This window comes from Allolucifera butyrica (assembly GCF_900476375.1).
Classification (GTDB): Bacteria; Bacillota; Negativicutes; order Sporomusales; family UPPP01; genus Lucifera; species Lucifera butyrica.
The window spans coordinates 156,232-178,238 of the sequence record NZ_UPPP01000083.1; the positions used below are offsets into that span (position 1 = coordinate 156,232).

Sequence of the window (22,007 nt, forward strand, 5' to 3'; positions counted from 1 at the left end):
CAATCCTCGCCTTGCTGCTATGACCGTGAAGACCGGGTAACATGTTGCAAATCATTTTGATCCAAAGGACGGAATGACTCTGATGCAGCTTGAATTGCCGAATCCTCCGGTTCATTCTTTATATCGATGATTTGCCCCTGCGGCTTCTGTTCAGCCGTAACTTTGTTTAAAAAACTGTCCGTAAAATAACCAACCCCAAATCCAACTGCAGCAAAAACAATAATTGATATACTGACACGGTAAATAATAGTGTCAATTCTTAGGTCATGCAAAATACTCATTATTAACGTAATAAAGCCGACAATCAGGGATAATAATAAAGCGAATCGCAGTTTGAACACCGGACCACGCCTCCCCTGTTTTTTATAATTCTTTTTCTCCCTTATCAATTGTTTTTACGCGAAAAATGCCATTTTCTAATTTAAGTTCTACGGTTCGCCCGTAATTCCCCCCTGTATCTTCGGCAAGAATCCGGATGTCCAGCTTTTTTAAAACAACCCGTACCGCTTCCGCATTGCGTTCGCCTACCCGCATAATATCCGTTGCGTTGGTAAAGGTAAACATCTGGGCGCCACCGGCAATTTTAGCAATGATTCTTGTTTTGGCGGCTCCCATTTTTATCAGGTCTTCCAGCATCAAAGGCAGGGCCGTATCGGCAAACTTCGCCGGATTTTCCGTAGAGCGGGCCTGCGTGCTGTCCGGCAGCATAATATGAGCTAATCCGCCTAACTTACTGATAGGGTCATATAAGGCAATACCAACACAGGATCCTAATCCATAACTTATCAAACTGGCCGGATTATGTCCGACTTTATAATCAGCCATCCCTACTTTAATTAATTCCGACATCATTCCTTCACCCCTATTGCCGCCAGGATAGTATTTAATGACCCCGGGTCAGGAATGAGAAAAAAATGACCTTTTACACCATCTAACTCATTGGTAAATTCCGTTTCAATTACAAGGGCATGGTCACCCATTTGCCCAAGCTGAATTAAAATAACACTGAGTATGGCACCTGCCATATCCATGGCCAATGACGGAATGGAAGGCAATAATGTCAATTTAGTAAAATGAGACAGGGCGTTTAAATAGGCCCCTGCCAGAATATTGCCGATTTCCATTAACGCCGATTCATCCATGGAGCTAAGAGATGTCGTACTCCCCTGGCTGCGTCCCATTAGCATATCAACAAGATAGAAAGCACTGTCGCGCGGCAGCAGAAATAAAATGCTGCTCGGCGCAGGGCCAAATACCCGTAAATACACACCGGCTACCATAGCGTCAGGACCACCGACAACATCCGGTACATCTCCCAGCGGCATGATGGAGACTTGCGGCACCGTCATATCAATTTTCCGGTTAATAATTTGCGACAAAGCCGTTGCGGCATTTCCGGCGCCAACATTGCCGACTTCCCGTAATGCATCGAGCTGTAGTGATGACAATTTCAATATATCTTCAGACAAAATTTTCACCTCATCGTTAAACAAATAAATAAATCAATGCCGCCCGGCTCAACCGGCTTTACTTGCGTCCTGTCCCATTCCCACAATGGAATCCAAATTTAACAAGATCAACAGCCGGTTTTCCAATTTCCCCACGCCGCTGATATAATTCGTTGCAATGCCGCCAACCGCGGTAAAGGGCGGCTCAATATTTTCCTGGGGAATTGCCATGACCTCCGAAACAGCATCCACAATCATGCCTACCGTAATCTCTTCCACCTTGGCAATGATAATCCGGGTATCTTCCGTGTATTCCTGGGGAGGCAAACTGAGACGTTTTTTAAGATCCAGGACCGGCAGCACACTGCCGCGCAAATTGATAACTCCTTTTATATAATCCGGCGTATGGGGCACCCGGGTAATATCGGTCATTTTCTTTATTTCCTGTACTTGCAGGATACTAATGCCGTATTCCTCACGACCCAGCTTAAACACGACCAATTGAACTTCCTTACCGGAATAATTCTTCTCTGCCATAAATTCCACCTCCTAATGCATTAAAGAGCCGACATCCAGAATAAGCGCTACCTGTCCGTTGCCAAGAATTGTCGCCCCGGCAATCACCTTAATTCCCGCTAATAACTTGCCTAGTGACTTAATTACAATTTCCTGCTGGCCAATTAATGTGTCCACAATAATTCCGGCACGCTGTTCACCCATATGTACTACGACGACAAACAGCTCGTCCTGTTCCTGTTGACAGGGTTCCGGCACATTTAACACATTCGCCAGGCGAACAATCGGAATAATTTGTCCCCGCAATAAAATAACTTCCTGATTCTGAATCGTTTTTATTTGATTCGGCGCTACATTAATTGTACTGTCAATAGAGCCCAGCGGGATGGCGTAAATCTCCTCGGCAACCTTAACCAGCAAGGCCTGAATAATAGCCAGCGTCAAGGGCAGGCGAATTTTAAACTTACTACCCTCATTTATTTTTGTCTCGACATCCACCATACCGCCAAGGGATTCAATTTTAGTTTTCACGGCATCCATACCCACACCCCGGCCGGAAATGTCCGTAACCGTTGCGGCGGTAGAAAATCCGGGTAAAAATACCATCTTCACGGCTTCACCCGGCTCCAGCTTGTCCGCTTCCGCCTGGGAAATCAAGCCTTTCTCCACCGCTTTTTGCCGAATAATATCCGGGTTGATTCCCTTGCCGTCATCCTCAACGACGATAATTACATTATTGCCCTCGTGGCGGGCAATCAAGCGAATTTCTCCCACCGGATTTTTGCCCTTGGACTTGCGTTCGTCCGGATGCTCGACACCGTGGTCAATTGCATTGCGCAATAGATGAACCAGGGGATCCCCGATTTCATCAATCACGGTCCGGTCCAGTTCCGTCTCTTCCCCTTGAACAATCAAGTTAACTTCTTTATTCAGCTCATGCGATAAATCTCTGACCATTCGCGGGAAACGGTTAAATACCTGCCCCACAGGTACCATACGGACTTTCATGACAACCGTCTGCAAATCCGTCGTTACCCGGTCCATTTGTTCTATCGTTTCGACCAGATCCGTCAGTTTATGGGTCAGTCCGATTTGTTCCAAACGGGTCTTATTAATAACCAGTTCGCCGACCAGATTCAATAAACTGTCCAGCTTTTCGATGTCCACCCGGACCGACTGACCGCCTCTAATTTTCTTTTCTGTTGTGGTATTGCCGGACTCCGCTGCCGGGCTTTTTTCTTTTTTTTCAGTTCCGGCTCCTGGAAGCGATTTTTCCTGCTCCGCCTGGGGAGTTACCGTCTTTTCCTGCTCCGGTAACTGGCAGGGTGAAACAACAACGGCATCGATTTCGGAAATCGCTAATAAGGTCTGCTGGATTTTTTCGGCTTCTTCATCGGAAATGACAAACGCCTCAAAAGTCAGATCAAAGTTTTCTTTTTCCAGTTCCTCCACACTGGGAATGCTTTTGATCACGTCGCCCAGCTCATCCAAAGCATTCATGGCCATATAAGCCCTGGCCGATTTTAGCAAAGTTCCCTCCTTTAAGGAAACTTTGACTTCGTAAGTTACCATGCCTTGTCCTTTAGCCGTCTTAATTACATTCATTTCACTCTCGTTGAAATTAGCAATGGTGGTATTGCCGGACTCAGCCGGCGTATCCGCCGCAGCGCCGGCCAATGTTTCTCCCTTGGCCAAAACACTAAGCTTGGTCAGCAGCGGTTTAATTTCGATATCCGCCCCACTGTTATTCGCAACACTTTCAACCAGTTGCTCCAGTGTATCAACACATTGAAAAAGCGTGTCAATAATATCATTATTTGCTTTTAATGCCGCCTTGCGTAAAAGGTCAAGAATGTTTTCCATCTCATGGGTTAATTCCGCAATCGACGTAAACCCCATCGTTGCCGACATGCCCTTAATCGTATGGGCACTGCGAAATATTTCGTCCAATACGGATAAATTATTCGGGTCGTTTTCCAAATCAAGCAGACAACGGTTAAGGGTCTGTAAATGCTCGCGGGACTCTTCCAAGAACATTCCCATATACTGATTCATATCCATTTCACGCACACCTCCATATTATTTTATAGCCATTTTAGTTATTTCTGCTGCAACGGCAGGCAATGGAACGACCTTATCAACAATTCCCAATTCAATGACCGACTTCGGCATACCATATACAACCGATGTCGATTGATCTTCCGCAATTGTATATCCCTTCTGCCGCTTAATGGCTTGCATTCCTTTCGAACCGTCATGCCCCATACCGGTCAGAATTACGCCGACCGTCTTCGCCCCATATAATTCGGCGACCGATTCCATCATTGGATCCACGGCCGGACGATGTCCGCCGACGGGGGGATTTGGGTTCAGTTTAATTACGGTTTTATTTCCTTCCCGTTCCAGGAGCATATGATAATCGCCGGGAGCAATATAGACGGAACCGGCCGTAACGACATCATTGTGTTCAGCCTCTTTTACCGTAAGAGCCGATAAGGAATTTAGCCGTTCCGACAGCGATTTAGTGAAACCGGGCGGCATATGCTGAACAATAACAACCCCGCAAGGTAAATTCCCCGGCAGCTTGGTTATAACCTCCTGCAAAGCCCGCGGACCGCCCGTTGATGTACCGATGGCAATGATCTTTTCAGTCTGGGATCCATACTGCATTGTTGGTACGGTTGGTTTGACGACTGGACTTGCTGTAATTGTTTTATTTATAATCTGCAGGACATTGGCTTGAACCGCAATGCGGCACTTTTCCAGTAATTTTTCCCGAATACCGGTGATGCTGGAGATGGGACCGGCTGTTTTAGCAACAAAGTCAATCGCACCAAGTTCCAGCGCTTTGAGAGTCGCTTCCGCTCCCGCCTTGGTCAGACTGCTAACCATAACTACCGGTACCGGCGCTTCCTTCATGATAATTTCTAATGCGGTTATGCCGTCCATAACCGGCATTTCCACATCCATTGTAACTAAATCAGGCTTTAACCGTTTCACTTTATCAATGGCGTCTTTTCCGTTGCGTGCAGTATCTATTACCATAAAGTCCGGCTCGGTAGCAAACAGGTCGGTTAACAGTTTACGCATAAAAGCCGAATCGTCAACAATTAAGATTTTTATCATCCTGCATCCCACCATACTAAAAATTATAGCTCCTTTTTCCGTCGTTCCAGTTGCTTTTTAAAAATAAATTTTATTAACTTGCTCCGGTCCTTTTCCGCAATTTCTAAAAATTTGACACCGATCCAGAATAACGGCCGTTCTAAATCCGGCTGTTCCAGCCGTACAACTTCACCGTTCGCCTGAACACTACCCGCATCAGGCACCGCAAGCGTCAATGCCAGCCTGACGCCAATATTGATAGGTTGTTTGCCAACCAGCTGTACTCCGCCGCCGCTAATATCTCTTGTCTGCAAATTTAACGAAATTTCCTGCTGCTCCGAAGACAGACTTTGAACTTGAACCGACAGTATAGTATCGATGCGAACAAATTCTCTAAGCTGAACTTTCTTTATATCATAGGGTGCAGAAACGATCCATACCGGTAAAGGTACTATTTTTTTATCCACAAAGGCAGAGGTAAAGCAATAGACATTCCCTTTTACAATGATTTTTCCCTCGAAAATATCACCCGGCCTTAATAGGACCGGATAACCTTTGGACATCGGCATCGCCAACATCATACGGTCTGCCGTAATTTCTTCAATCCGGCTATGATATTTTATTATCTCCTTGTTATTCGATACCATAATTTCCAAGCGTTGATTTACCTTAAACAAATCCTGTTGATTAATAGCCTTTCCCCCCCCCGTTCAGGCATTGTCTATTGCATCATTTTGACAAATTTAGAAAAGAACCCCTTAATGCCGTGAGCTGGCGGTAAATCCTCGTCATAAAGCAACCGGTGCGCAATGCGTTCAATACAATGCGCCGACACAGTGTCGGGAAAAGATAACAATACCGGCGTCTGATTTTTCACAGCCCGTACCAAATTACGGTCATCATTTACAAAACCCAGACTATTGATTGATAATCCCAGAAAACGAAATGCGACCTTAGTCAGCTTATCCACCACCATCCGGCCTTCCTCTTTATCGGCTACCCGGTTCACAACCAACTGCAGGGTTGCCTTGCCCTGCTGCGCCACATACGCTTTGATCATGGCATACGCATCTGTAATTGCCGTCGGCTCCGGGGTAGTAATTAGAATTACTTCATCCGCGGCTAAAACAAAATTCAACACGCTCCGGCTGAGACCGGCCCCCGTATCAATTAATATAATATCCGCCAACGTATCAAACTTGGTAATCTGGGTAATAAAATACTGCAATTGTTGTTCGGTCATATTGGCCAGATGATAAATTCCCGAACCGCCGGAAATAAATTTAACGCCTCTTGGACCTTCCATTACAACCTCAGACAGTGGAAGTCCGGCATTCATCAGACTTAAAATATTATTTGCGGCAGAACAGCCCAAAACCACATCCACATTAGCCAACCCCAGGTCCGCATCAATAATCAACACTCTTTGCCCGCGAGCAGCCAGGGCTAATGCCAAATTTACCGTGAAATTGGTCTTCCCGACACCTCCCTTGCCGCTTGTAACAGCAATTACTCTCGCCTGAGATTCCTGTTGACTTAAAACAGAACTTTTGATAACCGGTCGAGTATCCTGAGCCATTCGACGTAGTTTTTCCGCTTGATCTCGCATTTTAATCCCTCAAAATTAAATTTGCCAACTTAACAGAATTCGCGATTTCGATATCGTCAGGCACGCTTTGCCCTGTTGAAATATAAGAAAGAGCCGCAGGATACTGATATAACAGATTTAGAATTAAACCCAGAGTACTCGCTTCATCTGTTTTAGTAAACAAAAATTTATGGGGTGAACAAATCGAAAATTTATTTACAATTTCCAAAGCATCCTTATATTTCGTAGTCGCACTTAAAACCAAATAGATCTCAGCCGACGGGACGGCAGCAAGCAATTCCTTCAGTTCCGCCAGTTGGTCCTGATTGTGAGGACTGCGCCCGGCCGTATCGATCAAAACAAGCTTCTTATCCTGGTGGCGCAATATTGCCGTTTTTAACTCCTCCGGCGTATATACGACATCGACGGCAATCCCCATAATATCACCATAGGTCTTTAACTGTTCGACAGCCGCAATACGATACGTATCCGCTGTAATCAAAGCAACTTTACACCCGTCCCGCAAGGAGAAATTAGCCGCCAACTTAGCAATCGTTGTTGTCTTGCCGACTCCCGTTGGGCCAACTAACGCAACGGTCTTACAGGCGAAACCGTCAAGAGAAATTCCGGCAACATTTTGTAAACAATTGCTGATCCGTTCCAGCAGCAATTGCCGGACAATGGGCTCATCCTGCCCGGTCATGGCTGGCAGCCCTTGAACCAGATTAGACGCAATTTCGGCAGTGACGTCATTCTTTATCAGTGTTTCCCAAAATGGCGATGGCTGATTTTCCGGCTTTGGCATTTTATAAAGGACCTGTTCGATGAGTTTTCGCATCGAAGTCAATTCGGACTGCATCGCCGTTACCTTGGGCTCCGCTTCTGCCGGCACCGGCGATGAATCAGCGGCCTTTTTTCTGGATTCTGCCGTTTCCCGGGAATCAATTGCCGCCATAACTTCCACCTTTTCCCGGCGAAAAAAACCAAGGAATCCCCCTTTGTGAATACGCCGGGTATGAAGAATCACCGCATCGCGCCCCAAATCACTTTTTACCCTCGCCAACGCATCTTGCATTGTATCGGCGATAAATAATTTAACTTTCAATTATATCGTCACCATCCCCAGTGCTTGTACTTCAACCTTCGAATCCAATTCGGCGTAAGACAGCACACTCAGATTCGGCGCGACCCGATCCGTCAGTTTTCGAAAATACAATCGAACCGCCGGACTCGTAAGTACAATTGGCTGATAGCCCATATCGGTAAGTTTAGGAAGTTCTTTCGTAAGATTCGCAACTAAAGCCTGCATTTTGTTCGGCTCCAAATTGACATGGGATCCATGCTCACTGCGCTGGACGGAAGAAGCTAACAAATTCTCCAGTTTCGGATCTACCGTCAAGCAGGTAATAACATTATTATAAACATATTGTTTGGTAATTTGGCGGGCCAGAGCATGCCGGACATATTCCGTCAAAATCTCCGTATCCTTGGTAATCGAAGCATAATCCGCCAGCGTCTCCAAAATTGTGGCCATATTGCGAATGGATATCCGTTCCCTTAATAGATTGGCAAGAACTTTTTGGACATCCCCCAAGGAAAGCAGATTGGGTACCAATTCATCCACAACGACCGGATAATTGGGTTTAATCGCATCGACAAGAGTCTGAACTTCTTGCCTGCCAAGCAGTTCGGCAGCATGGGCCTTGATAATTTCCGTCAAATGCGTAGCCAGTACCGAAACCGGGTCGACTACGGTATATCCGGCCAACTCCGCCTTCTCCCGGTTGGAATCCTGAATCCATAAAGCCGGTAAACCAAATGCCGGCTCGACCGTTTCAATTCCCGGCAGTTTCTCAAACGCATTGCCGGGGTTCATGGCCAAATAATGATCAAGTAATAATTCGCCTTTAGCAATCTCTATCCCTTTTAATTTTATAACATAAGCATTCGGTTTTAACTGGATATTATCCCGGATGCGGATGGTTGGCACAACAAGGCCCATATCCAGAGCGCACTGGCGGCGAATCATGACGATGCGGTCTAATAAATCGCCCCCCCGGCTGGCATCAACCATGGGAATCAAACTATAACCGATTTCCAGTTCCATGGGATCTACCTGCAGCAAGGAAACAACATTTTCCGGTTTACGGACATCATCATTTTCCTTTTCCTCTTGTTGAATGATTTCCGCCTGCGCTTTAGATTGCCCCACTTTATGCAAAACATAGGCAATGCCGCCGCTGGCGAGGCTGAGAAAACCAAAAGGCACCCCCGGCAAGCCGGGAATTATCGCCAAAAAGGCCAATACCCCGGAGGCTATAAAAAAAATCCGGGGATTTGTCAGTAACTGACCGACAATGTCTTCCCCCAAATTGGATTCCGAAGCGGCACGGGTAACAATAATGCCTGTAGCCGTCGAAATAAGCAAGGCCGGAATCTGATTTACCAGTCCTTCCCCCACTGTCAGCAAGGTGTAGTTCTGCAAGGCCTGGGTCACATCCATATTGCGTTGAACCATGCCGATTACAAATCCGCCGACAATGTTCACAATAATTATAATAATAGCAGCAATGGCATCGCCCTTGACAAATTTACTGGCGCCGTCCATAGCTCCGTAAAAGTCGGCTTCCCGCTGAATATTCCGGCGCCGTTGCCGCGCTTCGGCATCACTGAGCAACCCGGCATTTAAGTCCGCATCAATGCTCATTTGCTTGCCGGGCATGGCATCCAAAGTAAAACGGGCCGCCACTTCCGCTACCCGTTCGGCGCCGCGGGTAATAACCAAAAATTGAATGATAATTAGAATAACAAACACGATAAAACCAACAATCGGGTTCCCGCCAACTACAAAGTTACCAAAGGCTAAAATTACATCGCCGGCATAGCCGTTGAGAAGAATCAGCCTGGTAGAAGAAACATTAAGTGACAGCCGGAAAAGGGTTGTCACCAGCAAAAGTGACGGAAACACGGAGAATTGCAACGGTTCGACATTATAGATGGTAACCATCACAATAATCAAGGCAAAGGTAATATTAAAAGACAAAAACAAATCCAAGAGAAACGGCGGCAAAGGAATAATCATCATGATGACAATGGTAATCACTGCCAACGCAATAAAAATATCGCTATGCTTCGTAATTTTTTGAAAAGGTGATGCTGGCGTAGACAATCGTCTCATCCCTTCTTACATACTATACTAAACTCGAATTTACAAACTATAAGCAAAATCAGGATAGGCGTCTTTTCAGTTTATATACATACGCTAGCACTTCCGCTACGGCTTGATACAATTCGGCGGGAATGACTTCTCCCACTTCCGTCGAAGCATATAAGGCCCGCGCTAACGGTTTATTTTCCACTACTATAACCCGGTGCTCCCGGCCAATTTCTTTAATGCGGACCGCTAGAAAATCCTGTCCTTTGGCAATTACCATGGGAGCGGTCATTTTTTTCTCATATTTTAAGGCAACCGCAAAGTGAGTTGGGTTGGTCACAATGACATCCGCTTTCGGTACTTCCTGCATCATGCGCCGCATCGCCAAAGCCCTTTGACGTTCCTTGATCTTTCCTTTTATCTGCGGATTTCCTTCGGTCTGTTTAAATTCCTCTTTCACTTCTTCTTTCGACATTTTTAAGCTTTGCTTATTTTCCCACCATTGATAAAAATAGTCCAATGCCGACAGAACAATCATAACGGCGCCAATCTGAAAAACAAGGTCGAGCGTAAGAGCCGCCATCGTACTGAGAGAATCACGCAAACCAAAATTAATTAGGGCCGCTAACTGACCAATTTCTTTATAAATAAAACTATAAATGAAATAACCGATAATCAGCACTTTAAACAACGACTTAACCAGTTCGACGAGCGAACGTTTTGAAAACAGGCGTTGAAATCCGTTCAACGGATTAATACGCCCCAAATCCGGCATGAGCCCCTCGGTGGAAAAAACAAATCCCACTTGCAGGACATTTATGGCGACGGCAATGACTAATATGGTAATCATAACCGGAAAAACCGCCTTTACAAAAACCAGAGCGAACTGCAAAAACAGGGTCTGCAAGCCTTCGTTGCTAAAATCATGCACCGCTAGCTGGCTAAACATATAACCCATATAAGCGGTGAGATTCTCATAGATGTACCCTCCCGCTATTTTTAGAACCAAAAACGCCGTTAAAATAATAAAGGTTGCATTAATTTCGCTGCTTTTCGCTACCTGCCCTTTTTCACGCGCTTCATTCTTACGTTTCGACGTAGGCTCTTCCGTCTTTTCACCATTAAACAGCTGAAGATCAAAACCCTGGAATTGAAAGTTTTTTTTACGGTGCAAAGACTGCCAGAAGATGGTATACATCCCGGTACATGCCATTAAATACCACCTCCAGAAATACAACATAAAATGGAATCGCCAGGGATAAAACAAATAGGCCGACTGCGATCTTAACCGGAATGCCTACGACAAATATATTCATCTGCGGCATGGTCCGGGCCAGGATTCCCAATGCCACATCGGTTAAATAAACCGCGGCTAAAACAGGCAGACTGATTTTAACCGCAATCACAAAGAATTCCCCCACCATGTCCACAATCTGATCACTCATACTAACCCGGAATACAGTTTCCAGGGGAGGAATCAGCTTAAAACTGGAAAACAGCGCCGTAATGAGGACATGATGCCCATTAATTGCTAAAAATACCAATAGCGCCAGGATATATTTGAAATTTCCCAGCAAGGGAAGTTGTTGACTGGACTGGGGGTCAATCACATTCACCATACCGAAGCCAATCTGCATATCCAAAAGAGTCCCCGCTGCCTGCACCGCCTGAAAAACCAGGGATGAGGCAAAACCAAAAATCAATCCCAGTAAAAACTCTTCCACCACGGCAATCACGTAAGCGAACAAAACATCGGGTATCGGCTGCGCCGGCGGACGGACCAGCGGCAATAAAAGAAAAGAGAATAATAACGACATTCCCGCCTTTAAATAAGCGGGAACATTGCGGCTGCCAAAAATAGGCGCCGTGGAAAAAATGCCGCTGACACGCGCAAAAATTAACAAAAAAAGCCCCACTTGATTTTGCATCAGCCCAAACAAATCCACCGATATTACCACCTTATATTAGCGTATCATTTGCGGCAAACTGACGAAAATCTCACGGGTATATCCTACCATCATACTCAGCATCCATGGCCCGAAAAGCAGGATTGCGACAAATACGGCAATAATTTTAGGGATAAATGCCAGGGTTTGTTCCTGAATCTGAGTAGTAGCCTGAAAAATACTGACCAGAATTCCTGCCAGAAGACCAAGCAGCAACATTGGCGCCGAAACCATCATCACCATTGTCAACGCATTGCGGGCAACTTCAATTGCCATATCACCGGACATAGGCCCCCTCCTTTAATGAAAACTGGTTATGAGCGACCGGATAATTAAATGCCAGCCATCCACTAAAATAAATAATAAAATTTTCAAGGGCATAGAAATCATGGTGGGAGGCACCATCATCATTCCCATAGACATTAATGTACTGGCTACAACCATATCAATCACGATAAAGGGAATATAAATCAGGAAACCAATTTGAAATGCCGTCTTCAATTCACTGATCACAAAGGCCGGAATTAATGTTGTCGTTGGGATGTCATCGGGAGATTTAGGACGGGGTTCATTCGATAAATTGACAAACAGCGCCAGATCAATTTCCCGGGTTTGTTTAAACATAAACTCCCGCATCGGTTTTATTGCTTCCGTCAGGGCTGTCTCCTGGGAAATATGCCCTGCCATATACGGCTGGAGCGCATTTTTATTCACTTGGTCAAGATAGGGTGACATCGTAAAAAACGTTAAAAACAAAGCTAAACCAATCAAAACTTGGTTGGGAGGCATTTGCTGCGTGGCCAGGGCACTGCGTAAAAAGGAAAGAACAATGATAATCCGGGTAAAAGACGTCATCATAATTAAAATAGAAGGCGCCAGGGATAATACCGTCAACATCAATAAAACTTGCAAACTTACTGCTACATCCTGGGGATTGCTGGCAGTGCCTACACCAATATTCAAGCTGGGAATCGGTATCAGGGGAGCGGCTTCCGCCAAGGGTGTTCCGGCTAGAAACAGACCGCAGAGAATTGTCATAACCAAGACTAACCTACTGTTACACCACTTTGACATGTTTGCCGCTACCTTTCCTTTTGTTCGTTTACTTGTCCTTTTTCATCCTGCAAGCCAAAAACATGGGGAAACTTGCGGGACATTTGCTGCAATGAGGCAAGCTGTCTTTGAAACATATTTTCAAACTGATTAGCCGGAATGACACTATGATTGGCTTTTAACTTTTCAATTTCTTCGCCGGCAGTGATTTCGTTCAATACGGAAATTCCATGGTCCGTTACCCCAATAACAAGAAACTTGCCGGCCGCTTCAATAATATATACGGCCCGGCTAGTGCCGAGAGAGAGCGCCGCCAGCACTTTCAGCGGCCCGTGTCCGGCAACGTTTCCCATCTTTTTGCCCATAAACCGGGAGGTATAATAAGCCAGCCCGAGCACCAAGGCAAAAGTAAGCAGCAAGGAAAATAAATAGGACACCGTTGACCAAAGGGACGGAGCAGCCGGCTGCGGTTCATGGTATTGAAGATAGCCGGCGCTCTGCTCAGCGGCGGCTACCTGGCCGGAGACTAACAAGGTCAACAAGCATAGTAGCAAAAGAACTAGAAAAATATAACGTTTAGGCATATTATCCGACGGCTTTGCGTACGGCTTCCAATACCCGGTCCGGTTGAAAGGGTTTGACAATAAAGTCGCGGGCCCCTGATTGAATTGCTTCAATAACCATTGCTTGTTGTCCCATGGCGCTGCACATAATTACCTTGGCACCAGGATCCATTTTCTTGATTTCTTTTACCGCCGTAATCCCATCCATTTCCGGCATCGTAATATCCATAGTCGTTAAATCGGGCCGCAATTCTTGATATTTTTCCAGAGCCTTGGCGCCATTTTCCGCTTCCCCAACAATTTCATATCCGTTTTTACCTAAAATATCTTTAATCATCATTCTCATAAATGCCGCATCATCAACGATTAAAACTTTAATGGCCATGAACAAATCTCTCCTCTTTGTCAATAATTTTATTGTAGATTGCTGGCGCGTTCTAACGGGCTAATGATATCCGTGACCCTCACACCAAAGTTTTCGTCAATAACAACAACTTCTCCTTTGGCAATCAGCTTGCCGTTGACTAAAATGTCCACCGGCTCACCGGCTAACTTATCCAGTTCAACGACGGAACCCGGCGATAATTCCAGGATCTCCCGGATCAGCTTCCGGGTCCGGCCTAACTCAACCGTAACCTGCATCGGAACATCCATAATCAAACCAATATTGGTTTCCCCGGGTGACAAAACCGTCTGCTTCAACGGTGCAAATTGAACCGGTTGAACATTTACATTCTGCGCTACTTGCGGCTTAGCAGGAGAAGAGGTTGCAGCGGCAGCAACCAGCCGGGATGGGTCCGGCTCTGAGGATGCTACCGGAGGAGGCGTTGACGCCGCCGGTTTAGCGGGAGCTTGCGGCGCGGCCGGCTGTTGTACGGCATTCATCAAATTCTCCACCAATTCCTTGGCCACATCAGTCGAAACAATCTGCATAATTTCACTGTCGATCAGGTCTTCCACTTCCATCCGGAAAGCTACTTTTACAATGGGGTCGTCTTCTCCCGCCATACTTGTAATCGTCGCGTCGGCGGCAAAATCCAAAAGGCTGACCTGCGGCGGTGCAATATCAATTTTCTTTTTAAATACCGTAGATATGGAAGTTGCGGTTGAACCCATCATCTGATTCATTGCTTCCGTAACGGCGCTCATGTATAAGTCGTTTAAAGCTGTCGGGGAATTCGAACCGTCCCCGCCCATCATTAAGTCTGCAATAATCAGCGCATCCTGCTCTCTCATAGCGAACAAATTAGTCCCCGTTAATCCGTGGGTATACCCTACTTCAATCACCAGATAAGGTAATGGATAGGTGCGCTTGATTTCACGGATCGTAGAGATTGAAACAACCGGTGTCGTGATCGACACCCGCCGGCCCAGCAAAATTGACAAGGTCGTGGCCGCGGTTCCCATCGATATGTTGCCGACTTCCCCCAGCGCGTCCTTTTCGATATCCGTCAAATCCGTTGTTGCAGGAGATGCAGCTGCCGGTTCACCTCGTAACAAGGCGTCTATTTCTTCCTGGGAAAGAAATCCATCATTCATCTGTATCATCTCCTCCTAATATCGACTCGGTTATTTGTATCGCAACCCGGTGTCCTGATGTACCGGGCTTGCATTTAAATTTTTCTTTTTGTCCTATCATTACACTGAGAGAGTCCGCCAAATTGCGTTCCAGTTGCAGTACATCGCCAACCGACAAATCCAGCAGTTCCTGCACGGTGACGGTAGAACGGCCAAGCTCCACTATGATGGGTACCCTGGCTTTTTCCAATTTTCGCTGTAAAATATCCATGCTTTCCTGAGAAAATTGTTTTGCCATGGAGGAAGCAACCCAAAAGGTAGTGGTCAGTTTCGACATAATCGGCTCCAAGACCAAATATGGTATACAAATATTAATAAGACCCTCGGATTGTCCGATTTTAGCCTGTAAGGTTACAATGACCACCATGTCGTTCGGTGGTACGATTTGTGTAAACTGAGGATTGGTCTCAATCGCTTCCATGCGGGGTTCAATCGCCACCACCTGCTTCCAGGCTTCCTGAAAACTCTCCAGTGTCTTACCGATCAGCCGCCGCACAATCGCTTCCTCGATATCGGTTAAAGCCCGTGGTTTCCCCGGTGGCAAACCCGGTCCGCCAAACAATCGGTCAATAATCGAAAAGATTATATTAGGATTTATATCCAGGATGGCATTTCCTTTTAGCGGCCGCATCTGAAATATGTTAATTACACTGGGATTCGGCAGGGAACGGATAAACTCTTCATAGGTCAACTGGTCAACCGAAGCTACGTTGATATGGACCAGGGTTCTCAAATGTGCGGATAAATAAGTATTGATGAGACGGGCAAAATTTTCATGCAGCATATATAAAGTGCGGATTTGGTCCTTGGAAAACTTATCCGGACGCTTAAAATCATAGACTTTAATTTTCCGCTGTTTCTCTTCACTTCTTATATCTTCCGCCGATACTACTCCTGTGGATAAGGCTGATAGCAACTCGTCTATTTCGGCCTGTGACAATACTTCTGAACCTGCCAATACTCATCCCTCCTTTCCGCACTGGCAATACTGCCCTGCAAGGCAAACCCGACGCCGGTTCGATTTATTGTAAGACAAAATTGGTAATATACACTTCATATACTTCGTCCTGGCCCAGCGTTTTGTTGATTTCGTTTTTCAGCAATTCTTTCAAATGGTCCTGCTTGGCCGGGTCAAAGTCCTCCACTTTTTGCATTCTCAGTACGTTGACTACTGTGTCCAGAATTTTAACTTCATTGGGGGAGAGACTATTGCCGCCTTTGGGTGTCCCATCCTTATCCGGCTTCATTTCCAGCACAATGCCGATTTTCAGGTAATGGCCGCTGTTAACGCCGCCGATATTGACAATCAGTCCTTCCTTCGGATCCCCCAGTTTCACAAACACTCCCGGTTCATGCTTGGCGTGCGCATCGGCCGCTTTGCCGCCAGAGGCAATTTTGGTAGCGATAAAATAAGAAATACCGCCAGCCAGCAACAAGCCTACCACCACGAGTCCTACTACCAACATTACAGGGAATTTTTTTTCACTATCCGCCACAATCACACCTCCTTCGCTAACTTAAAGCGAATCAAAGATTATCTATCTTCTTGTTTTTTCGGTTCCGGCCGTTGTTTGGGAGCCAAAAAGGCCTTAAGTTTTTCCTCGACAATGCGGGGGTTATCCCCGGCCTGCACCGAAAGAATTCCTTCCAATGTTACTTCGTAGAAAAATATTTGATGGGCATTATGCGTCTTAAGCTTGCCGGCAATGGGAAGAAAAAACAGATTGGCGCTGCCGACCCCGTATAAGGTGGCAATAAAAGCCGTAGCAATTGCCGGTCCCAGGGTCGCCGTATCACTCAAATTTCCCAGCACATGCACTAACCCCATTACCGTACCGATAATCCCCATGGTCGGGGCGAATCCGCCGGCTGCTTCAAATATGCCGGCTCCCCGGTGATGCCGCTCCTGCATAAAGGTCAGCTCGGTCTCCATAATACTGCGCACTAACTCTGCATCCGTGCCGTCAATGACCAGCTGCATCCCTTTTTGCAGGAATTTATCTTGAATGCCGGACACGTCTTCTTCCAAGGCCAATAACCCTTCCCGCCGGGCTTTTTCAGCAAAAAGAACTAAAGAATTGATTAAACGCGCGGCATCATATTTCTCATTCGTAAAAGCGATGCGCAATAAGGTAACTACATTTTTCAATTCATCCACGGTAAACCCCATCGCTGTGGCCCCGATTGTACCGCCAAAAACAAGGACAAAGGCCGGTATGCTGATTAAGCTGGTTACACTGCCGCCTTCAATAACTACCGAGACAAGCAACGCCCCGATACCAAACACCAAACCTAAAAACGTGCTCAAATCCATGTCAACACCTCAACTAGCGCAGATTGCGCATTAGTGCCCTACGATAATCCATCACTCTGCGGACGACTTCGTCCATTGACTCTTCCACAATGATCTTTTTGCCGCTGGTCAGACTAATCACCGTATCCGGCGTTTCCTCAATCGTTTCAATCAGATCGGCATTGAGAACAAAATCGTGGTCTCCCGACTTTAAGCGGGTCAGTTTTATCATGTCAACACCTCCTGTTTTTAATGGTGCCGGGGGGAATCCCCCCCCCCCGCACACCTTATGGATTACCTCTTAAGATTGGTCAAATCCTGGAGCATCTCGTCGGATGTCGTAATAATTTTCGAATTAGCCTGGAAGCCTCGCTCCATAATGATCATTTTACTGAATTCATCGGCCAGATTCACGTTAGACATTTCCAGATTACCCGACAGCAGCGCCCCCGTGCCCCCGGAACCGGGCTGGGTGATCTGAGCCTTACCGGAGTTATTCGACGAAGTATACAGACTGTCGCCATTCTTGGTCAGACCCTCGGGATTATTGAACGCAGCCAGGGCAATTTGGCCCAGAGTCTGCTTTTGTCCGTTCGAGAAGGCGCCGGTGATAATGCCGTCGCTGCCGATGGTCTCCGACTTCAGCGTACCCGCCGAATAACCGTCATTCGCGGCAGTGATGCTGCTGCTGGTAGAAGTCGAACTGCTGGTGCTTGTCCCGTATTGGGTCAAAGCGCTAAAATCAAGTGTAAGATTCAGCGGATTCGTTGAACCATTGGTTGTAGTATAAGTCACCGCACTGCCGGATTGGGTATTGAATGAACCGTCACTGTTAAAGGTTATAGTAATCGGTGAACCTGATGCCAGGTCAGAAGAAGAAAAGCTCCAGGTATTGCTAGCCGTTTTTGTGAAAGTGCCGGCAATAGTATGGGCGGCTCCCAGACTGTCGTAGGCCGTCAGATCCGCCGAAACCGTCGCCCCCGTTGCACTGTCCGGCGACAAATTGCCTGTGTAGGTACCGGTGGTCGACGCTTTGGCCGCCATCATGGAATTCATCGGGATTTGCAGCGACTGGACCGCGGCATTCGTATTCACCGTGCCGTTGGTAGCCGGCCAGCCCATCACTTTATAGCCGTTACTGGCAACCAGGTTGCCATTCGCGTCGAAGGTAAAACTGCCGTTACGCGTATAATATTGATCGGAACCATCGGACAGGATATAAAAGCCCGAACCCTGAATAAGAGAATCGGTGCCAGAACCGGTGGATTCGGCGCTGCCCGTGGAAAAATCCGAGTTAACACTGGCAATCCCCATGCCCAAACCGATCTGGACCGGATTGGTGCCGCCGATGCTGCCGTTGCCGCTGGTCGCACTCTCTAAAGTTTGGCTTAATACGTCCTGAAAGGTGGTTGTAGCCGTTTTGTAACCGACTGTATTGACGTTGGCTATGTTATTGCCGATAACGTCCATGCCTGTCTGCATATTGGTTAATCCGGACACACCGGAAAAAAGCGATCTCATCATAATTAAACACCTCCAAATTTATTGAGTTGTATCTGTGGCTGCATCCATCGTTCCGCAGCCCAAGGCTTCCTTAAACCAAGGTCCAGCCTTTAAACAACGACCGCACTGTCAATATTGGTAAACACATTGTCCCGGATACTGGTTCCGTCCATTGCCGTGATAACGGTTTTATTCTTCACGCTGACGATCAGCGCCAGATTGTCCATTAGGACCAAAGATTCCTTAGCCCCTTTTTGCGCCGCTTTTTCAACCGCCCCGCTTAATTTCATCAGTTCCTCCCGGCTGAGTTGAATGTTACGGCTTTCCAAACGCTGCCTGGCATGCTGCGAGAACGTAAGTCCGGAAAGTTTTTCGTCTAAAACCGCATCAAAGGACGCGCTGCCGGAAACTGGCCGACTCTGATTTTTCGGTTGCGGAAACGTCGGCGCATTCCCGGCCGGAATAAATACAGGCTGTTGCGAATAATAGATACGCTGGTCGCTCATGTCGCCGCCAACCTCCCACCAAAAATTTTTCGCCGCAAAATCAGGCCATTATTAATAGCAACCTACCCGTTGGTAGAAGATGAACCGGCTGTGGATGAATTTGTTACCAGTGTGACGGCACTCACATCAAGCGTGGAAGAAGTTCCCGCCGAATTAGTAACAACCAGTTGGGGCGTTCCGTTGCTGATGCTCACCGATGCAACGGTTCCGGCTTGCAGGGTACCGTTGCTGTCGGTCCACGCCACTGTTTTGCCAATCATTGACACCGCCTGACTTACAGTGTCCGTAGAGTTCAAATTCTGCATCTGCTCCAGCGCGGAAAACTGGGCCAATTGCGAAACAAACTGAGTATTATCCATAGGCTGCAAGGGATCCTGATACTTCATCTGGGTTACAAGCAATTCAAGAAATTGATCTTTTCCCAGTTCCGAACCGCTGTTAGTTGACGAAGTACTACTCGTTGAAGATGTATTGGTTGCTCCCGAATTCGCGTTTATGGTCGTCGACATACCGACTCCTCCTTTTCATTAAATACGATAATCTACGCCGGACAGACTATACCCGTTCTGTTTATTATCCGGTACCGGCTCCACACTAATCTGTTCATATTCCTGACTGTTTTTCCTGTTTGGCGTTTTTAAAAACGGCTGCCTGGCGTTTTGCTGCTGACTGTCGGGGGAAAATTGTCCCATTCCGGCATAAACCCCAACATGCTCCACCTTGATGCCTGAATTGGCCATTTCCTGTTTTAACTGCTGCAGCGAGGCTTCGATCACGCCGCGTACTTCCGGATTATTGGAATGGAACGTAGCACTCACGCCGCCGCCATTTTCCACCGCTACTTTTAACGTTAATTCTCCCAAGTGTTCCGGCTTTAGCTGGATCACCATTTCCGAACTCTCCGCCCGGTTGGTCAGGTTGGCTTTGTCAATAATCTGGGCCATAATATTGTTCGGATCCTGTACAGCAGGCTGCTGGGGCACCGTCGCATTGGCTTCGGCAGTCATTGGCGTGCCATGGGTGGTAAATTGATTAAAAATACCGGCAAAACCATTAGCAGCGTTATCTCCCTGCGCAGCATTCGCCGTTTTTGGCAGGTCCGCACCGTGTTGTTCCAGCGATAGAGAAGTTTCTCCCTTTTGCGTGTCGGCAGCGGTGGCAGAAATTTTGCCGGTATCAGGCGCCGTCATCACTGCCGTGGCCTGCGCCTCCGTTTTGGCCTGAGCCGGCCGGGTATCGGCAGCAGAGAGAGCAACCTGAGACTGGGCAGTGCTCTTTTGCTGTTTTTCGGAATCGGTAGTTGCCTGCATAACCGTAGTGACCGGATTGGCGGCAACGTTTCCTTTGCCTTGGGTTATTCCCGTGGACGCAACAAACGGATTTAATCCTATTGCTTCTTTTGGGTTCCCCGTATCGGCTGCAGCCGCCTGAGCCTGCTGGGTTAATGCTGCGTGATTGGCTGCTGTTACCGCAGAGGCCGGTTGTTCTTTAGAATCCATACCATTGAGCAAGATGTTCCCAGTCTGGCCGGACACCGCGGCGGCAGTCTGACCGGATGCGCCGGCTGTAGCCATTCCCGTCAAAGCACCTGTTCCTTGCAACGCAGCCGCCGTTACCGGCGTTGCTCCCGCGATTGCGCCAGCGCCAGACTTGCCGGTGGAATCTTTCGAAGTGGCCGTAATAGACACTGGCATAATTGGCAGGACCAAGGCCGTCAGAGATGGCATCATTCCCGCTGCTTGCTGCTGGGAAGCTGCCGGTTTGTTTTCTTTGTCAGTCTTTGTTGACGACGTTTCTCCGGCCGAATCTTGCCCGGATAACTCTGCTTGCCCCTGTTGGGCGTCACTTTTATCGTCCCGGGCTGCCTTCGGCTGATTCGTTGCCGCCGGCGCCGAACCGGCAGCCGGATTCGCTTCTGCCCCGGTAGTATCATTATCGCTTGCATTCAGCCAGTCCGCAAATTTCTTACCCGGCCGGTCGCTTTGAACCGTCTCACTCTTGTCCGTAGAAACAGACCCCATCGTTGCCCCTCCAAAGGGTAACACCATCGAAGTACTCATTTTCTCACCTCCTTTCTAAATGTATATATATACTTTAGAGGTTAATCGGTTTGCCTCTAAGCATATCCTGGGTAAGCCGCGCCGCCCGTTGACTGTCAAACAGCGCCATGATTTTAGCGACCTGATCGTCTTCCATTTTGCTCAAAATAGCAATCACCGTATCATCGTCCAGCTTATTCAAGATTGCGACGGCTTCTTCCGGCCTCATTTCGCCATAGAGACGGGCCATTTTGGAAATCCGTTTGGCTTCTTCCTGCTGTTTACTGTTAGGATTTAAAACAGGATTGCTGCCGTTGGCAGGAGTCTGCATAGTCCCTCCCGGCAATTGCTGCGCCAGAGGATTCTGATTTGCCGGACTTGCCGGACTTGCCGGATTCACCGGACTGGCTGGATTTACCGGATTTGCCGGATTCACTGTGTTCGGCGGGTTTGCCGGATTCACTTCGCCACCGATGGGAAGTCCCGTTACCGGAGCAGACTTAGTCTGCGGCTGCGTAAAAAAGCGGCCGATTAGTGGGTAACCCGCTAATTTGCTCCCGTCAATAAAATTAAAATAAATTGCCGTAGCAAGTCCTCCGCCTAACAGTGCAGCCAGTAAAAAAAGAATCAGTATCGCCTTAAAAATCCGGCCGGAAGATTTACGCCCGCTTTTCGGCTTTAACTTGGGTAAACTTTGGGGAGAATTATTGGCCAT

Annotated in this window: 26 protein-coding genes; all 26 read right to left on the minus strand. The window is 47.3% G+C overall.

Translation table 11 applies throughout. The annotated features are described in order from the left end of the window. Positions 1-17: 17 nt before the first annotated feature. On the minus strand, positions 18-341 hold the full coding sequence (locus LUCIF_RS16460; RefSeq protein WP_122628979.1) for a hypothetical protein: 324 nt from the start codon (positions 339-341) through the stop codon (positions 18-20). A gap of 22 nt (positions 342-363) precedes the next feature. Beyond that, positions 364-852 carry a chemotaxis protein CheD gene (locus tag LUCIF_RS16465; protein ID WP_243638741.1) on the minus strand — a complete coding sequence of 163 codons (489 nt, stop codon included), beginning with the start codon at positions 850-852 and terminating at the stop codon, positions 364-366. Further along, the gene (locus LUCIF_RS16470) at positions 849-1,469 is read right to left on the minus strand and encodes a chemotaxis protein CheC (RefSeq protein WP_122628980.1); all 621 of its coding nucleotides are present in this window, start codon (positions 1,467-1,469) and stop codon (positions 849-851) included. Before LUCIF_RS16470 ends, LUCIF_RS16465 begins: the two co-directional genes overlap by 4 nt. A 48-nt stretch (positions 1,470-1,517) precedes the next feature. Beyond that, positions 1,518-1,985, minus strand: coding sequence for a chemotaxis protein CheW (locus LUCIF_RS16475; RefSeq protein ID WP_122628981.1), 468 nt, complete (start codon positions 1,983-1,985; stop codon positions 1,518-1,520). Positions 1,986-1,997: 12 nt separating this feature from the next. Then, complete coding sequence (locus LUCIF_RS16480; protein WP_122628982.1) at positions 1,998-4,025, minus strand: chemotaxis protein CheA; 2,028 nt, start codon at positions 4,023-4,025, stop codon at positions 1,998-2,000. Between the two features lie 18 nt (positions 4,026-4,043). Next, positions 4,044-5,090, minus strand: coding sequence for a protein-glutamate methylesterase/protein-glutamine glutaminase (locus tag LUCIF_RS16485; RefSeq protein ID WP_122628983.1), 1,047 nt, complete (start codon positions 5,088-5,090; stop codon positions 4,044-4,046). Positions 5,091-5,113: 23 nt separating this feature from the next. After that, the gene (locus LUCIF_RS16490; protein WP_122628984.1) at positions 5,114-5,746 is read right to left on the minus strand and encodes a flagellar brake protein; all 633 of its coding nucleotides are present in this window, start codon (positions 5,744-5,746) and stop codon (positions 5,114-5,116) included. Positions 5,747-5,790: 44 nt separating this feature from the next. Then, positions 5,791-6,678, minus strand: a complete 888-nt coding sequence (locus LUCIF_RS16495; protein ID WP_122628985.1) for a MinD/ParA family protein — start codon at positions 6,676-6,678, stop codon at positions 5,791-5,793. 1 nt (position 6,679) lies between these two features. Next, a complete protein-coding gene (gene flhF / locus LUCIF_RS16500; protein ID WP_122628986.1) occupies positions 6,680-7,762 on the minus strand; it encodes a flagellar biosynthesis GTPase FlhF in 1,083 nt (360 codons plus the stop codon). Beyond that, positions 7,763-9,826, minus strand: a complete 2,064-nt coding sequence (flhA, locus tag LUCIF_RS16505) for a flagellar biosynthesis protein FlhA (RefSeq protein WP_243638742.1) — start codon at positions 9,824-9,826, stop codon at positions 7,763-7,765. Positions 9,827-9,884: 58 nt separating this feature from the next. Beyond that, positions 9,885-11,024, minus strand: a complete 1,140-nt coding sequence (flhB, locus tag LUCIF_RS16510) for a flagellar biosynthesis protein FlhB (RefSeq protein ID WP_122628988.1) — start codon at positions 11,022-11,024, stop codon at positions 9,885-9,887. Beyond that, complete coding sequence (gene fliR / locus LUCIF_RS16515) at positions 10,975-11,757, minus strand: flagellar biosynthetic protein FliR (protein ID WP_122628989.1); 783 nt, start codon at positions 11,755-11,757, stop codon at positions 10,975-10,977. The genes flhB and fliR overlap by 50 nt, the downstream gene beginning before the upstream one ends. An 18-nt stretch (positions 11,758-11,775) precedes the next feature. Next, a complete protein-coding gene (gene fliQ, locus LUCIF_RS16520; protein ID WP_122628990.1) occupies positions 11,776-12,045 on the minus strand; it encodes a flagellar biosynthesis protein FliQ in 270 nt (89 codons plus the stop codon). A gap of 12 nt (positions 12,046-12,057) precedes the next feature. Further along, positions 12,058-12,795, minus strand: coding sequence for a flagellar type III secretion system pore protein FliP (fliP, locus tag LUCIF_RS16525; RefSeq protein WP_207857880.1), 738 nt, complete (start codon positions 12,793-12,795; stop codon positions 12,058-12,060). Between the two features lie 44 nt (positions 12,796-12,839). After that, positions 12,840-13,349 (minus strand): flagellar biosynthetic protein FliO, encoded by a 510-nt coding sequence (fliO, locus tag LUCIF_RS16530; RefSeq protein ID WP_207857882.1) that lies wholly within the window; start codon positions 13,347-13,349, stop codon positions 12,840-12,842. Positions 13,350-13,395: 46 nt separating this feature from the next. Then, a complete protein-coding gene (locus tag LUCIF_RS16535) occupies positions 13,396-13,758 on the minus strand; it encodes a response regulator (protein ID WP_122628993.1) in 363 nt (120 codons plus the stop codon). Between the two features lie 29 nt (positions 13,759-13,787). Continuing rightward, positions 13,788-14,912, minus strand: a complete 1,125-nt coding sequence (gene fliY / locus LUCIF_RS16540) for a flagellar motor switch phosphatase FliY (protein ID WP_122628994.1) — start codon at positions 14,910-14,912, stop codon at positions 13,788-13,790. Beyond that, positions 14,905-15,909 carry a flagellar motor switch protein FliM gene (fliM, locus tag LUCIF_RS16545; RefSeq protein ID WP_122628995.1) on the minus strand — a complete coding sequence of 335 codons (1,005 nt, stop codon included), beginning with the start codon at positions 15,907-15,909 and terminating at the stop codon, positions 14,905-14,907. The genes fliY and fliM overlap by 8 nt, the downstream gene beginning before the upstream one ends. A gap of 64 nt (positions 15,910-15,973) precedes the next feature. Then, a complete protein-coding gene (locus LUCIF_RS16550) occupies positions 15,974-16,447 on the minus strand; it encodes a flagellar basal body-associated FliL family protein (protein WP_122628996.1) in 474 nt (157 codons plus the stop codon). A gap of 38 nt (positions 16,448-16,485) precedes the next feature. Continuing rightward, positions 16,486-17,265: a flagellar motor protein gene (locus LUCIF_RS16555; protein WP_122628997.1), complete on the minus strand. Its 780-nt coding sequence runs from the start codon at positions 17,263-17,265 to the stop codon at positions 16,486-16,488. A 13-nt stretch (positions 17,266-17,278) separates the two neighbouring features. Beyond that, entirely contained in the window at positions 17,279-17,476 is a 198-nt protein-coding gene (locus LUCIF_RS16560; protein WP_122628998.1) for a flagellar FlbD family protein, read from the minus strand. Between the two features lie 62 nt (positions 17,477-17,538). After that, the gene (locus LUCIF_RS16565; RefSeq protein WP_122628999.1) at positions 17,539-18,768 is read right to left on the minus strand and encodes a flagellar hook protein FlgE; all 1,230 of its coding nucleotides are present in this window, start codon (positions 18,766-18,768) and stop codon (positions 17,539-17,541) included. Between the two features lie 89 nt (positions 18,769-18,857). Beyond that, positions 18,858-19,253, minus strand: coding sequence for a TIGR02530 family flagellar biosynthesis protein (locus LUCIF_RS16570; RefSeq protein WP_122629000.1), 396 nt, complete (start codon positions 19,251-19,253; stop codon positions 18,858-18,860). Positions 19,254-19,315: 62 nt separating this feature from the next. Further along, positions 19,316-19,762 (minus strand): flagellar hook capping FlgD N-terminal domain-containing protein, encoded by a 447-nt coding sequence (locus tag LUCIF_RS16575; RefSeq protein ID WP_122629001.1) that lies wholly within the window; start codon positions 19,760-19,762, stop codon positions 19,316-19,318. A gap of 18 nt (positions 19,763-19,780) precedes the next feature. Beyond that, on the minus strand, positions 19,781-21,313 hold the full coding sequence (locus tag LUCIF_RS16580) for a flagellar hook-length control protein FliK (protein WP_122629002.1): 1,533 nt from the start codon (positions 21,311-21,313) through the stop codon (positions 19,781-19,783). Between the two features lie 34 nt (positions 21,314-21,347). Next, positions 21,348-22,007 (minus strand): MotE family protein, encoded by a 660-nt coding sequence (locus LUCIF_RS16585; protein WP_122629003.1) that lies wholly within the window; start codon positions 22,005-22,007, stop codon positions 21,348-21,350.

Bases quoted from the DNA above. Each gene is read 5' to 3' on its own strand.
- LUCIF_RS16565 (WP_122628999.1), bottom strand. From the start codon at position 18,768: ATGATGAGATCGCTTTTTTCCGGTGTGTCCGGATTAACCAATATGCAG.
- LUCIF_RS16480 (WP_122628982.1), bottom strand. From the start codon at position 4,025: ATGGATATGAATCAGTATATGGGAATGTTCTTGGAAGAGTCCCGCGAG.
- fliQ (WP_122628990.1), bottom strand. From the start codon at position 12,045: ATGTCCGGTGATATGGCAATTGAAGTTGCCCGCAATGCGTTGACAATG.
- LUCIF_RS16495 (WP_122628985.1), bottom strand. From the start codon at position 6,678: ATGCGAGATCAAGCGGAAAAACTACGTCGAATGGCTCAGGATACTCGA.
- fliY (WP_122628994.1), bottom strand. From the start codon at position 14,912: ATGAATGATGGATTTCTTTCCCAGGAAGAAATAGACGCCTTGTTACGA.
- LUCIF_RS16570 (WP_122629000.1), bottom strand. From the start codon at position 19,253: ATGAGCGACCAGCGTATCTATTATTCGCAACAGCCTGTATTTATTCCG.
- LUCIF_RS16585 (WP_122629003.1), bottom strand. From the start codon at position 22,007: ATGGCCAATAATTCTCCCCAAAGTTTACCCAAGTTAAAGCCGAAAAGC.
- LUCIF_RS16485 (WP_122628983.1), bottom strand. From the start codon at position 5,090: ATGATAAAAATCTTAATTGTTGACGATTCGGCTTTTATGCGTAAACTG.
- LUCIF_RS16465 (WP_243638741.1), bottom strand. From the start codon at position 852: ATGATGTCGGAATTAATTAAAGTAGGGATGGCTGATTATAAAGTCGGA.
- LUCIF_RS16475 (WP_122628981.1), bottom strand. From the start codon at position 1,985: ATGGCAGAGAAGAATTATTCCGGTAAGGAAGTTCAATTGGTCGTGTTT.
- fliP (WP_207857880.1), bottom strand. From the start codon at position 12,795: ATGACAATTCTCTGCGGTCTGTTTCTAGCCGGAACACCCTTGGCGGAA.
- LUCIF_RS16575 (WP_122629001.1), bottom strand. From the start codon at position 19,762: ATGTCGACGACCATAAACGCGAATTCGGGAGCAACCAATACATCTTCA.
- LUCIF_RS16535 (WP_122628993.1), bottom strand. From the start codon at position 13,758: ATGGCCATTAAAGTTTTAATCGTTGATGATGCGGCATTTATGAGAATG.
- LUCIF_RS16560 (WP_122628998.1), bottom strand. From the start codon at position 17,476: ATGATAAAACTGACCCGCTTAAAGTCGGGAGACCACGATTTTGTTCTC.
- LUCIF_RS16555 (WP_122628997.1), bottom strand. From the start codon at position 17,265: ATGGATTTGAGCACGTTTTTAGGTTTGGTGTTTGGTATCGGGGCGTTG.
- flhB (WP_122628988.1), bottom strand. From the start codon at position 11,024: ATGGCATGTACCGGGATGTATACCATCTTCTGGCAGTCTTTGCACCGT.
- LUCIF_RS16580 (WP_122629002.1), bottom strand. From the start codon at position 21,313: ATGAGTACTTCGATGGTGTTACCCTTTGGAGGGGCAACGATGGGGTCT.